The 13,299-nt window shown below is 59.0% G+C and carries 13 protein-coding genes; 12 read left to right on the forward strand and 1 reads right to left on the reverse strand.

What is annotated here, in order from left to right; all coding sequences use genetic code 11:
* Positions 1 to 131 precede the first annotated feature (131 nt).
* From CKA38_RS07895 to CKA38_RS07950, 12 genes are all read left to right on the forward strand, one after another.
* Positions 132 to 2,081, forward strand: coding sequence for a S9 family peptidase (locus CKA38_RS07895; protein ID WP_108824982.1), 1,950 nt, complete (start codon positions 132 to 134; stop codon positions 2,079 to 2,081).
* A 70-nt stretch (positions 2,082 to 2,151) separates the two neighbouring features.
* The gene (locus CKA38_RS07900) at positions 2,152 to 2,961 is read left to right on the forward strand and encodes a pseudouridine synthase (RefSeq protein WP_108824983.1); all 810 of its coding nucleotides are present in this window, start codon (positions 2,152 to 2,154) and stop codon (positions 2,959 to 2,961) included.
* Positions 2,958 to 3,953 carry an SH3 domain-containing protein gene (locus tag CKA38_RS07905; protein ID WP_108824984.1) on the forward strand — a complete coding sequence of 332 codons (996 nt, stop codon included), beginning with the start codon at positions 2,958 to 2,960 and terminating at the stop codon, positions 3,951 to 3,953. Before CKA38_RS07900 ends, CKA38_RS07905 begins: the two co-directional genes overlap by 4 nt.
* A gap of 111 nt (positions 3,954 to 4,064) precedes the next feature.
* On the forward strand, positions 4,065 to 4,940 hold the full coding sequence (folD, locus tag CKA38_RS07910; protein ID WP_108824985.1) for a bifunctional methylenetetrahydrofolate dehydrogenase/methenyltetrahydrofolate cyclohydrolase FolD: 876 nt from the start codon (positions 4,065 to 4,067) through the stop codon (positions 4,938 to 4,940).
* Between the two features lie 60 nt (positions 4,941 to 5,000).
* Positions 5,001 to 5,750 carry a methyltransferase domain-containing protein gene (locus CKA38_RS07915; protein WP_108824986.1) on the forward strand — a complete coding sequence of 250 codons (750 nt, stop codon included), beginning with the start codon at positions 5,001 to 5,003 and terminating at the stop codon, positions 5,748 to 5,750.
* Entirely contained in the window at positions 5,747 to 6,883 is a 1,137-nt protein-coding gene (locus tag CKA38_RS07920) for a response regulator (protein WP_108824987.1), read from the forward strand. Before CKA38_RS07915 ends, CKA38_RS07920 begins: the two co-directional genes overlap by 4 nt.
* Positions 6,884 to 7,065: 182 nt before the next feature.
* On the forward strand, positions 7,066 to 7,386 hold the full coding sequence (locus CKA38_RS07925; protein ID WP_108824988.1) for a hypothetical protein: 321 nt from the start codon (positions 7,066 to 7,068) through the stop codon (positions 7,384 to 7,386).
* 846 nt (positions 7,387 to 8,232) lie between these two features.
* Positions 8,233 to 9,828, forward strand: coding sequence for a PhoH family protein (locus CKA38_RS07930; protein WP_108824989.1), 1,596 nt, complete (start codon positions 8,233 to 8,235; stop codon positions 9,826 to 9,828).
* A 133-nt stretch (positions 9,829 to 9,961) separates the two neighbouring features.
* The gene (locus tag CKA38_RS07935; RefSeq protein ID WP_108826494.1) at positions 9,962 to 10,291 is read left to right on the forward strand and encodes a DUF1016 N-terminal domain-containing protein; all 330 of its coding nucleotides are present in this window, start codon (positions 9,962 to 9,964) and stop codon (positions 10,289 to 10,291) included.
* Positions 10,292 to 10,336: 45 nt separating this feature from the next.
* A complete protein-coding gene (locus CKA38_RS07940; RefSeq protein ID WP_152032727.1) occupies positions 10,337 to 10,747 on the forward strand; it encodes a hypothetical protein in 411 nt (136 codons plus the stop codon).
* 124 nt (positions 10,748 to 10,871) lie between these two features.
* Positions 10,872 to 11,876 carry an agmatine deiminase family protein gene (locus CKA38_RS07945; RefSeq protein ID WP_108826495.1) on the forward strand — a complete coding sequence of 335 codons (1,005 nt, stop codon included), beginning with the start codon at positions 10,872 to 10,874 and terminating at the stop codon, positions 11,874 to 11,876.
* A 35-nt stretch (positions 11,877 to 11,911) separates the two neighbouring features.
* On the forward strand, positions 11,912 to 12,364 hold the full coding sequence (locus CKA38_RS07950; RefSeq protein WP_108824991.1) for a hypothetical protein: 453 nt from the start codon (positions 11,912 to 11,914) through the stop codon (positions 12,362 to 12,364).
* Positions 12,365 to 12,447: 83 nt separating this feature from the next.
* On the opposite strand, the gene CKA38_RS07955 is transcribed toward CKA38_RS07950, so the two are convergent.
* Positions 12,448 to 13,230, reverse strand: coding sequence for a succinate dehydrogenase/fumarate reductase iron-sulfur subunit (locus CKA38_RS07955; protein WP_192881164.1), 783 nt, complete (start codon positions 13,228 to 13,230; stop codon positions 12,448 to 12,450).
* Positions 13,231 to 13,299: the final 69 nt, after the last annotated feature.

Here is a 13,299-nt window from a genome sequence, read left to right on the forward strand (position 1 = left end):
GGTAACGCCCATGTCGCGGGCGCCTTCTTCAGTTCGACGCCCAACTCCTGTATTCTGAATCCTTCCCTCGCATTCTTTTTCAGCCGCCTTTTCCGTTGCCACGCCGCTTTTCGGACGGCCAACATTTGCGCATGAAAAAACCTTTCTTTGCCGTTGTCCTTGCCCTTGTTCTTTTGCCGGTGTTTGCGGGGTTGCCGCTGGCCGCGCGAGTGCCCGCGAATCTTGTTGCCGATGGCATTCCGGCGATCCCGTCCGAGTTGAGGGGGGATATTTCGCGGTATCTGGAGTTTCGCTCGGCTGTGTTCAAAGGCTGGCATCCGGTGCGGCGTGAGTTGCTCGTCACCACGCGCTTTGCCGAGTCCGCGCAACTGCACCTCGTGCGCAACCCGCTCGGCCAGCGCAAGCAGCTCACCTTTCTTTCCGAACCGGTGGCCGGCGCTTCGTATCATCCAAAAACGGGCGACTACATCCTTTTCAGTCAGGACAGGGGCGGCGGTGAATTTTATCAGCTTTATCGTTACGATTCCGACGGACGCGTCACGCTTTTGACCGACGGCAAATCGCGCAACAGCGGTGGCATCTGGTCGCACCGTGGCGACCGCATCGCCTACACCTCCACGCGCCGCAATGGCGCCGACAATGACATTTACATCATGAATCCCGCCGATCCCGCGCGCACGGATCGCATGCTTGTGCAAATGAAGGGCGGGGGATGGCGCGCGGGCGGATGGTCGTTTGACGACAAACGGCTGCTCGTGCGCGAATATGTTTCGATCAACGAAAGCCGCTACTACGTGGTCGATGTTGCCAGCGGGAAAATGGAGCTTGTCACGCCCGCCGGTGAAGGCGTCGCGAGGGCTTCCTGGGCGGGCGCGCAATTCGCGCGCGATGGAAAGTCGATCATCGTCGTCACTGACACCGGCTCGGAGTTCCTGACGCTTGTGCGCTACGATCTCGCCACGCGCGCGATCACGCCGCTCACCCGGGGGCTGCGCTGGGATGTCGAGGGATTTGATCAATCGCCCGACGGCAAAAGGCTCGCCTACTCGGTCAACGAGGCCGGTGTCAGCACGCTGCATTTTATCGATTTGGAAACAGGCCGCGAGCTGCCCGCGCCGCGAATTCCCGCGGGAGTCATCGGCTCGATGGAGTGGCATGCGAATGGCGTCGATTTTGCGTTCACGCTCACCTCCGCGCGCAGTCCCGCCGACACCTATTCGATCAACCTCGCGACCGGCGCGCTTGAGCGCTGGACGGAAAGCGAGACGGGCGGCTTGGACGCGGGCGCGTTTGTCGAGCCGCAGCTGATTTCGTTCAAGAGTTTTGACGGACTTGAAATCTCGGCGTTTCTCTACCTGCCCGACTCGAAAAAGTTTCCCGGTCCGCGTCCCGTGCTCATCAACATCCACGGCGGCCCCGAGTCGCAGTTTCGTCCGCGCTTCCTGGCGCAGAACAATTATTATCTCAACGAGCTCGGCATCGCCATTGTGTATCCAAACGTCCGCGGATCGAGCGGCTACGGGAAAACCTTTGTCTCGCTTGACAACGGTTACAAGCGCGCGGACTCGGTGAAGGACATCGGCGCGCTGCTCGACGCGCTCAAGGCCGACTCGCGCCTCGACGCCGGGCGCATGGCCGTGACCGGCGGCAGTTACGGCGGGTTCATGTCGCTCTCGACGATGATTCACTACGGCGACCGCATGCGCTGCGGCATCGATGTCGTGGGCATTTCGAATTTCCTCACATTCCTGAAAAACACACAGGACTACCGTCGCGATCTGCGCCGCGCCGAATACGGCGACGAGCGCGACCCAAGGATGCATGCGTTTCTTGAGCAAGTTTCGCCCACCACGAGCATCTCGAAAATCAAAAAGCCCATGCTCATCGTGCAGGGCAAAAACGATCCGCGCGTGCCCGCCTCCGAGGCGGAGCAAGTTCTTGCCGCGCTCCGCGCCCAGGGCAACCAAGTCTGGTATCTCATGGCCAACGACGAGGGCCACGGTTTCAAGAAAAAGGCCAACATCGACTACCAGTTCCTGACAACGATTCTGTTTTTGAGGGAAAATCTGCTGGGGCAATAATGCCGCGCGAAATGTGCAAGGGCTTGCGTCGCCCGTCAAATTGCGTCGCAATGCGGCCTTGCACCAAGACATGAGCGACGCCACCGAGACCATACGCATCCAGAAATACATCGCCGATGCCGGCGTGTGTTCGCGGCGCGCCGCAGAAACGCTCATTCGCGAAGGCGAAGTGTGGGTCAACGGCGCCTGCGCCACCATCGGCCAGCGCATCACGCCCGGCGTGGACAAGGTCACCGTCTCCGGCTCGACCATCCGCGTTGCCGCCGCGCCGCGCATCACGCTCGCCGTGCACAAACCGCGCGGCCTCATCTGCTCCAACTACGACCCGCACGACGCCGACACGATTTTCACCGTGCTTCCGCGCGATTTTTCCAAGCACCGCTTTTTCTGCGCGGGCCGTCTCGACAAGGACAGCGAGGGGCTCGTCATCCTCACCACCGACGGCGACCTCGCGCACCGGCTCATGCATCCGAGCAACGTGGTCGTGAAGCACTACCTCGTGTTGCTCAAAAAACCTTTTCCCTCCGCGAAAAAAAATCTGCTCACCAAGGGCATCGTTTACGAGGGCGAGCGGCTCAAGGTCGAGCGCGTCCGGTTTCTCGCGCCCAACTCCGCCGGCGATTCCGCGCAGCTCGACGTGCAGATGCACCACGGCAAAAAGCGCGAAATCCGCCTCCTCTTTTCCACGCTCGGCTTCGACGTGAAACGACTCAAGCGCTATCAAATCGGCGCGTTTTCGCTGAAGGGGATTCCCGTGCGCGCGGTGAAGCCGCTCACGCCGCGCGAAATCGAAAAACTTTTCAAGATTCCCTCGCCCGTCGTGGAAAAAAGCAAAAAAACACCCCTCAAAAACCGGTCTTCAAGGAGTAAAAAACAATGAAACACATCACGCGCCTCGTCTTCATCCCCGCATTTTGCGCCGCGTTTGCCGCCGCGCTCAATGCCGCGCCGCTTGCCGGCGACACGCCCGTCCACGCCAGCCCCGATTATGCCGCGCCGGTTTTGCTCACCCTGAAGGCAGGCGAAGAGCCCTCGCCCGCCACCGCGGCCTCCGCGGTCGCCCTGCCCGAAGGCTGGCAAGCGATCTCCATCACCGCCGCGCTCGATGTGTGGGTGCGCGACAGCGAGCTGAACAAGGAACTCGACGTGAAACCCGGCGTCACATTGCGCGCCGAGCCCAACCTCGAAGCCGCTTCCCTCGGCACGATGGTTGCGGGCGACGTCACGGAACTGCGCGGCATTCAGGGCAAATGGGTGCAAATGCACATCATCAAAAAATCGACCGGCTACATCAACACCGTCGCGCCCACACCTCCCGCATCCGCACCGGCGGCACCCGCGCCCGCGCAGGAAACACCGCCGCCAGCCGCTTCGCCCGCGCCCGCAACCGCGGATGCGCAGGTCGTGCAACAAGCCGGGACCGTTCCTTACGCGCCGCACCAGACCGCCGCGCCCCAAGATCAGCGTCCGCTTTCCGTTTCCACCCAGGGCGGTTCGCAATTGCCTCAACAACAAACTCGTTCCGCCGCGGCAACCCCGACGGCAACCGCATCCGCGGCCGCGACCACGCCGATGGGCGGCGGGCGCACCTACGAGGCCAAGCCGGCCGACGCCGCCAGCGCCGCGGTGCCGCGCACGTTTGAGGGCACCTTTGCATCGACACGCCGCGCCTTCATGCCGCGCCGCCCGTATGAGTTTCAACTCACCGCCGCGGACGGCACGCGCCTTGCCTACCTCGACCTGAGCAAGATCGTCGTGACCGAGCAATTTGAGACCTACATCGGACGCACCGTGGTTGTGAACGGCTCCATCGCGGGCGTTCCCAACACCCAGGACATCGTGATCAAGGCCGAGACGCTGCAGGCAAAGTGAGTGAGTTTTGGATTCTGGATTTTCGACTTTGAATTGCGCAAGCGTCCGTCGAAAATCCAATGGCGCGGGATGCCGCCAATCCAAAATTGAAAATCGAAAATCCAAGACTTTATGAAACTGATCGACGGAAACCAAATCGCACAAACCATCATCGCCGAACTTAAGGCCGAGGTGTCCGCCATTGACGGACGCAAACCCTGCATTGCGCTCGTGCGCGTGGGCGATGATCCCGCGTCGATTTCCTATGTGCGCAAAAAGGAAAAAACATCCGCCGAAATAGGAATCTCCAGCCGCGTGATTTTGCCGCCGGTCACCATTTCGCAGGACGAGCTTTTCGCGCTGATCGACCAGCTCAACGCCGATCCGGAGGTTGATGGCATCCTTGTGCAATCGCCGCTTCCCAAGCACATCGACGAGGTCGCGGTGTTCAGGCGCGTGTCGCCCGAAAAGGATGTCGATGGTTTTAACACCATCAACCTCGGCAAGGTCGCGCAGGAGGATCCTACCGGCTTTGTGGCCTGCACGCCCGCCGGCATTATGGAAATGCTCGCGCGCTCCGGCGTGGACCTGAAAGGCAGGCATGTCGTTGTGCTCGGCCGCTCGCTTATTGTCGGCAAACCCGTCGCGCTTCTCGCCCTCCAGAAAAAAGCGGGGGCCAACGGCACCGTCACCATTTGCCATTCGCAGACGGCGAATCTCCCCGAAATCACGCGCCAGGCCGACGTGCTCATCGCGGCGATTGGCCGCGCGGAGTTTGTCACCGCCGGCATGGTCAAGCCCGGCGCCGTGGTGATCGACGTGGGCATCAACCGCGTTCCCGACGCCACGAAGAAAACCGGCTACCGGCTTACCGGCGACGTTGCCTTCGCAAGCGTCGCGCCGCTGTGCAGCCAGATCACGCCCGTGCCCGGCGGCGTCGGCCCGATGACCGTTGCGATGCTCATGAGCAACACCGTGAAAGCGTGGCGGCAGTCGCGGGGGAAGTGATGCGCGACAAGGGGTTTTTGTTCCGCATCCCCAGTTCGAATTTTTTTGCAACCATCCGACATGCGCCGCTTTTTTTCGCCAGACACCCCGGAGCTGATGGACGTCACGCAAAGCGGCGACGCGACTGCGCTTGAGAAGGATCTCGACGATCTCGAAAGCCTGAACGCCCGGTTTGGCGGGCACGAAATCATCCAGCAGTTTCTGCCACTTTGGCTGGGCGCGCCTGAAGCTGACTCCGGGGCGCCAATCGAATACCGCTTGCTCGACCTTGCCACGGCATCGGGCGACATTCCGCGCATGATCGTCGACTGGGCGCGCGCGCGCGGCATCAAGGCGCGGATCGACGCGGTGGATTTTAACCCGCTCACAATCGGCATCGCGCGCAAGCGGAGCACGGCGTATCCGGAAATCAACTACATCGAGGCCGACATCCTAAAGTTCGAGCCAGGCGCCGGCGCGTATGATGTCGTGATCTGTTCCCAGGCGTTGCACCACTTCAGCGAGGACGACGCCGTGCGCGTGCTCCGGCTTTGCCGCGAAGCGTCGCGAGGGCGCGTGCTTGTTTCGGACTTGCTGCGTTGCTGGAAGGGGCGTTTTGCGATCTGGCTGCTCACGGCGACGGTTTACCGCCGCGCCATGATGAAATATGATTCGCGACTGTCGGTGCGCCGCGCGTTCACGGAAAACGAAATTTGCGAACTCGCGCGCCGCGCCGGTTGGAGTCAATTTGAGCATCGAACTTACTTTCCCGTCCGTCAGGCATTCTGGATGCACGGCGCGCGGGCCCTCCAGAAACCTTTCAGCGCATGAATTCTTTTACCCGTGAAAAAATCCTCGTTGTCGACGACCAGCCGGTCAACGTCCAGCTGCTCAAGCGCAAGCTCGAGCGCGAGGGGCTGCAGGTGGCGACCGCCCATTCCGGGCAGGAGGCGCTTGATGTGGTGGCGCGGGCGCGACCCTCGTTGATTTTGCTCGATGTCATGATGCCCGACATGGACGGCATCGAGGTCTGCCGGCGCTTGCAGGCGGCGGAATGCACGCGCGCCATCCCCGTTATTTTTGTCACGGCGCGCGGGGCGCGCGAACACAAGATCGAGGGGCTTTCGATGGGCGCGGTCGATTACATCACAAAGCCGGTTGACCTCGACGAGATGGTGGCGCGCGTGCGCACCCAACTGCGCCTCATCAGCATAAACCGCGAGATGGCTGATTTGCAAAAGCGCCTGGCCGAGGCGCGGCGCGCGGCGTTGATCGGCGCGGTTACGCAGGGCATCGAGCACAACCTGAACAACATGCTCGCCGTGGTGCTCGGCTACGTCGATTTGATGAAGCTCCAGTATAACAGGCCGGAGCTCGTCAAGAGCAACGCGACCAATGTCGAGAGCGCGGTGAAGCGCATTGCCGGTGTGATCAAACAGCTCAACCAACTTGTTGTGAGGACGCGTCCGCCGGTGACCCGTGTTTCCCTGCAAACGCTCATCGGAAACAGTATCGCGCGTTATCAGGACGCGTTTGGCATCACCGCTCCCGTGGCCGTTTCGAATCCGCTGGGCGAGATGGAGGTCGATGTGCACGTGGAATCGTTCGAGGATATTTTGGGCAAGCTGCTGATCAACGCGTGGGAAAGTTACGGGTTTCCCGGCGCGGACGTTGATGGCGCGAGTGCGCGCCCGATCACGCTTACCGTCAGCCCGGCAAAGCTGGCGCAAGGAGGGGATGCGTTCCGGATCAGTGTCGAGGATCAGGGGCGGGGCATTTCGCCGGAAATCCGCGACCACATGTTCGAGCCTTTTGTAAGCACGAAACAAAATGTCGGCGTGGGCATGGGCCTGAGTATTGCGCGGCATACTTTGCGCACGCTTGGCGGCGACTTGATCATGAGTGACCGCGAGGGCGGCGGCACCGTGGCGACGCTCATCTGCCCCGTCAGGCAGGAGGAATGATTGGGGCTTGCGGGGTGGGGCGCGCTCGCCGGGCGCGCAGAGAATTACGGAAGATGTGTGGCAGGCGCAAAACGCGGTGGTTTCGGTGAAACCGCCGCCACCCGTTTGCCCGTGATAAACAACTGTGAAATCCGCCACTATTTGCGGTTGTTTTTGTGGAGCGGCCTTACAAGTTTGCGCGCATGGCATTAAATCAAGGCGAACAGCAGCTTCACGATTACATACGGGCAAACCCCGAGGAAAAATCCTACTGGGAGCAAAAGGTTCGCAGTGTGGCAGCCTCGCAGCCCGATGATTATCTGGCGGCGGAAGCCTTGGGCAGGGAATTGCGCGCCTATCTTATCGAACGCGCCCGCGTGGTGAGGCAGCTGGAGGATGTTTCGACCGGCATGAGCATGCGCAATCTGGCGGAATACTTGATACTCATCTGGACTGATCCGCGGCCGAAGAAGAAAAAAGCCGGGGATCAGTTCACTTTGTGGCGCGACGACGCTCAGTTTTAGTTTAAAAACTATGTTAAACTCATGCGCGGGGCGCGGGCGAATTGAGTATTTGAGCGATTCGAGTCATCGATCAAATCGAAAAATATGATTCTGTAATTTGTTTATTTTAATGTAGTTAAATGCAGTTTTTGGCTTCTTCTTTTAAGATTTTTGTCGAGCCATTCAAACGGTCGTTTGATTTTTTTGAAAAAGTGTCGGATTATTTTTGAAACATTTCGCGGGTAACCGCGTCTTACTCTGCGTAGGTAGTTCAGATTTCTCCCGCATAGCGGGAGATTTGGGGTAACAAAGAAAGCAATGGGCGGTCCGCTTAGGGGTAGGCGGGCCGCCCTCTTTTTTGCCTGTTATCAGTGATAGCCTGACAAAGGTGTTCAAACGTGTGTTTGAGACGACTGTTTGAGGCTGCGAAAAAAATCTTTAATTTTTTTGAATCCTTTTTGGAGTGACGGCGTCTTACTCTGCGTAGGTAGTTCAGCTTTCTCCCGCATAGCGGGAGATTTGGGGTAACAAAGAAAGCAATGGCGGTCCGCTTAGGGGTAGGCGGACCGCCTCTTTTTTTGCCTGTTATCAGTGATAGCCTGACAAAGGTGTTCAAACGCGTGTTTGAGACGACTGTTTGAGGCTGCGAAAAAATCTTTAATTTTTTTGAATCCTTTTTGAAGTGACGGCGTCTTACTCTGCGTAGGTAGTTCAGATTTCTCCCGCATAGCGGGAGATTTGGGGTAACAAAGAAAGCAATGGCGGTCCGCTTAGGGGTAGGCGGGCCGCCTCTTTTTTTGAAAAGTGAATTCCGCGTTCGACAAATGCGCGCACCTGTGCTGACTTGTTCACATCTTATCCACACCAATGGAAAGCCTGAGCCGGGCGAAAGCCCCAAAATCACAGTTGCTCAAGGAGCCCAAGACGAGGGCTAAGACCTTCGTTTTGGATACCAACGTCCTCCTGCACGATCCACAGTCGATCTTCAAGTTTGAGGACAACAACCTCGTCATTCCCGTGGAGGTTTTGGAGGAACTGGACACCATCAAGACTGAACAATCGACCGAGCGCGGGCGCAATGCGCGCCGTGTTCATCGAATCCTGCAGGAGTTGCTGCCGGATGCGCATTCGATGGACGAGGGCGTGCGATTGCGAAACGGAGGCTCGTTGTCCGTGATCATAAACCACTACATGGTCGACCAGCACTTTGCGGGGGCGAATCCGGCGATGCTGCGCTTGCAGGCCGTGCTTCCCGACTTGTCCAAGAAGGACAACCGAATCATCGCCTGCGCGCTGTATGTGCAGGAGCAGTTTCCGCCGCCCGTGATCCTTGTGACGAAGGACGTGAACGTGCAGCTCAAGGCGCGCGCCGTCGGACTGGAGTCGCAGGATTATCTCAACGACAAGGTGCCCGAGGCCCTCGCCGAGGCGCGCGAGGACGCATATCGCGAGATCCCCGTCACCATTTATGAAATGCAGCGGTTCTGCTCGGAGGGCCGTTTCGATTTGGGTGCCGAGGCGTCGCGCGGACTCGCCCTCAACGACTATGTGCTGCTGCGTTCCGAGGTGGACAAAACCATGCCCGCGCGCGTGGCGGGTGTGGAGGCCGACGGCTCGTGCACGGTCGGGCGCCTGCGCATTCCCGAAAGCGTGCGCGCGCCCGGCGGCATTCCAATCCGCCCGCGCAATCTCGAACAACAGTTTCTCATGGACGCGCTGCTTGATGATTCGGTCTCGGTTGTCACCTGCTTCGGCAAGGCGGGCACCGGCAAGACGCTGCTTTCAATCGCGTGCGCGCTGCATCAAACGCAGGACGCCTGCTCGCGCTACGACGGCGTCTCGATTTCGCGTCCCGTGATTGCGGTCGGCAAGGAGATCGGGTTTCTGCCCGGCGACCTTGAGGAAAAAATGAAACCGTGGCTCCAGCCGTATTTCGACGCGCTCGAAGTGCTCATCCCCTCGAAGCCGCCGAAGGATCCGCAGTTTGCGGTGAAAAAAGTCTCTAAGAAAAAGAAGGCGAAGCACGACGCCCGCGCCCACGCGATGGAGATGTCACCTGTGGCGCAGACCGCGGGCGCTTCCGCCGGCGGAAATGGAAATGGCGGCGGCGCGACCGCCGGAATGATAAAACCCTACGAACGCCTGATTCGCAACGGCATGGTTGAAATCGAGGCGCTGTGCTTCATTCGCGGGCGTTCGATTGCGCGGCGCTTTTTCATATTGGACGAGGCGCAGCAACTCACGCCGCACGAAGTGAAAACGGTGATCACCCGCATTGCGGAAGGATCTAAAATCGTGCTCATCGGCGATCCGGCGCAGATTGACAACCCGTATGTGGATTCGCGCAGCAACGGCCTTGTCTATTGTCACAACCGGATGCGCGGCCAGTCGCTCGCCGCGCACGTGACGCTGACCAAGGGCGAGCGATCCAAGCTCGCGGAGCTGGCGGCGGATTTATTGTGAAGCAGGGCGGTGTTTGCGCCGGATACGCGAGGCCGCTGTGCCTCCACGCAGATTCTTGTGTCGCCATTCGCACAAACGCGCCAAAGCATTGTCGAAAAGCAATTCAGCCGCCGTGAGCAAAACCATATCCTCGATGAAAACGAAAAAACTGACCAGCCCGGACTATGTTTCGTTCGTCGCGGATTTGAAGTTACGCATCGTCACGGCCCGCCTCGGCGCGGCGCGCGCTGTGAACAGCGAGTTGATCCTGCTTTATTGGGATATCGGAAGGGCAATTGTCGAAAAGCAGCGCATTGCAAAATGGGGCGATTCCGTGGTTGAGCAACTTGCTGCCGATCTCCGCCGCGAGTTTCCAGACATGCGTGGATTTTCGACGGCAAACATCTGGCGCATGCGGCAGCTTTACGAGATTCATACGCAGCCTGAATTTCTCGCACAAGTTGCACGAGAAATGAAAAATTGATGGGCTGCGAAAAAACGAATCTAAACAAATCCGCAAAACGTCGTCGTGCCTAAAAACTCCAAACATATTACCAAGCAGCTTTATGACGAGATTCTCCGTCGATTCCCAGAAATCCATCATTATGTCACCGATGGAGACGAAGAGTTACCATATTCAATGGTGGGATACATTGCTCGCTGGTTGAAAGACTTGGGTCCAAAAGCAATTTCACCGAACATCATCAAACGCCTTCAAGATTTCACACATTGGTGCGAATCCCTACCATTCGGACAAACTGCGGAAGATGACATTGATACCATTCTCATGGTGGCACTCTACGAGGAACTGTTCGACATGAATCACACACGCGCCCTCTTGCCAAAACTCATGCACAAGGAAGAATTCGTATTGAATGCAGATTACTTAAAAAATTGGGTTGGCGAGGATAACTACAACGCAGCATTGAAATATTTTTAGCGAACATAAGTTTTTCATTAACGGAATCTCCATCGTGAGCAAAAACACCAAACACCAAACTCCAAACTCCAAACAACGCGCCGACTCCTCCGCGGCAGCGACACCCGCCGCCCTCGGTTTCCGCATGCCCGCCGAGTGGGAGCCGCAGGATGCAGTCTGGCTTTCGTGGCCGCACAAGCGCGCGTCGTGGCCCGGACAATTCCGGCCCATCCCCTACGTCTTTGCGCAAATCGTCGCGCTCATCAGCTATCGCGAAAACGTCCGCATCAATTGCGCCGCCGCGCTCCAGCCGCGCGCGAAAAAACTCTGCGACCGCGCCGGAGCCGACATGTCGCGCGTGTTCTTCTACAATCACCCGACCAATGACGCGTGGTGCCGCGATCACGGGCCGATCTTTGTGAAAAACGACCGCACGGGCGAAGTTGCCGTCACCGACTGGATGCACAACGCCTGGGGCGGCAAATATCCGCCCTACGATCTCGACAACACCATCCCGCCGCTCGTCGCGAGAAAACTCAAGATGCGCCGCTTCGTAAAAAACGTCGTCCTCGAGGGTGGTTCGATTGATGTCAACGGCAAGGGCCTGCTCCTCACCAGCGAGCAATGCCTGCTCAACAAAAACCGCAACCCGCAACTCACGCGCGAACAGATCGAGCAAAACCTCCGCGACTACCTCGGCGTGAGCACGATCCTCTGGGTGGGCGACGGCATTGTCGGCGACGACACCGACGGACACATCGACGACATCACGCGTTTCTACAAACCCAACGGCTTCATCACCGTGGTCGAGCCAAACAAGCGCGACGCAAATCACGCCATCCTCGCGGAAAACACCGAGCGGCTGCGCTCCATGCGCACGCCGTCGGGCAAAAAGTTCGACATCGTTGAGTTGCCCATGCCGAAGCCCTTCGCGTTTCAAGGCCAGCGCGTCCCGGCGAGCTACGCGAATTTTCTCATCATAAACGACGCCGTGCTCGTGCCCACCTTCCGCCAGCCAAAGCGCGACGGCGCGGCGTGCGAAATCATCGCCGGTTGTTTCCCGGACCGCGAAATCGTCCCCGTCGATTGCTACGAGCTCATCTGGGGGCTCGGCACTTTGCATTGCATCTCACAACAACAGCCCGCCTGAAAATTGCCCGTCACAAACCAACGCATAATTTTTATATGAAACAAATCAGCTTGTTACTCGCAACGCTTGCGCTCCTTTTGGGCGCCGGCTGCAAATCCAATATCGCAAACCTTCGCGAGCACATCAATCCCACCTACCACGATGTGATTGTCGAAACTGACGAGGATACCGCGTTTGCCGCGGCCCGCACCGCGCTTGTCCAGATGGGCTACAAGATCACGAGCAGCGGGGTTGCGCAGAAAAAAATCGAGGCCATCAGCGCGATCAGTTCGGGCGACATGGGGCGCGCGGCGCGTCAGGTGAGCGCCAGTGTGCGCTTCGGAGTCGGGCCGGACAACACCACTGCGATCCAAATCCTCTTCACCGAAATTCTGGAGGACAGCGGCAGAAATCGCGATGGCATGGCGACCAAGCAGCCGTTGCGGGAAAGCGGGCTTTACGGCGTGTTTGAGAAATACGTGAACGAGGCGTTGACGGCCAAGAAGTGAAAACAAAAAAAGCGCGCCGGAAATTGGCGCGCTTTTTTGTTCGTTAGAAAAACAGGCGGACCTGGCGGTCCGCGCCGCGTTGCTTATGCGCCGCCGGCGACGGCGTTGCTCTTCGGTTTGAAGGTCTGGCGGATCGTCGCCTTGATGTAGTCGCGGTTCATGCGGGCGATGAAATCGTGACTGATGAGCTTTGGGCACGCGGCGCTGCATTCGTATTGGTTGGTGCAGCTGCCGAAGCCGAGTTCGTCCATCTTGGCGACCATGGCGAGCACGCGGCGGTCGCGCTCGGGCTGGCCTTGCGGGAGGAGGCTGAACTGTGAGACTTTGGCCGCGACGAAGAGCATGGCGCTGGCGTTTTTGCAGGCCGCGACACAGGCGCCGCAGCCGATGCATTGGGCGGCGTCCATGGCGAGGTCGGCGTTGTCCTTCGAGATCGGGGTCGCGTTGGCGTCGGCTCCGGCGCCGGTGCGCACGCTGATGAAGCCGCCGGCCTGCTGGATTTTGTCGAACGCGCTGCGGTCGGTGATGAGGTCCTTGATGACCGGGAAGGGTTTCGCGCGGAAGGGCTCGACGGTGATGACCGCGCCGTCGGCGAAGCTGCGCATGTAGGTCTGGCAGGTGGCGATGGCTTTGTGCGGACCGTGCGGCTTGCCGTCGATGACGAGGTTGCAGGTGCCGCAGATGCCTTCGCGGCAGTCGTGCGCGAACGCGATGGGCTCCTCGCCTTGCGTGACGAGGTTGTCGTTAACAACGTCGAGCATTTCGAGGAACGACATGTTCGGGTTGCAGTTCTTCGCCTGATACTCGACGAACTTGCCGGGCTGGTTCGGTCCGGCCTGGCGCCAGACGCGAAGGGTCACGTTGATGTTTTTTTCGGATGATTCGGCAACCATGGGAGTGTGTTTGTTAAATGTGTTTGGTTGTGCGTATGCCCT

The sequence above is a fragment of the Ereboglobus luteus genome (assembly GCF_003096195.1).
Lineage (GTDB): Bacteria > Verrucomicrobiota > Verrucomicrobiia > Opitutales > Opitutaceae > Ereboglobus > Ereboglobus luteus.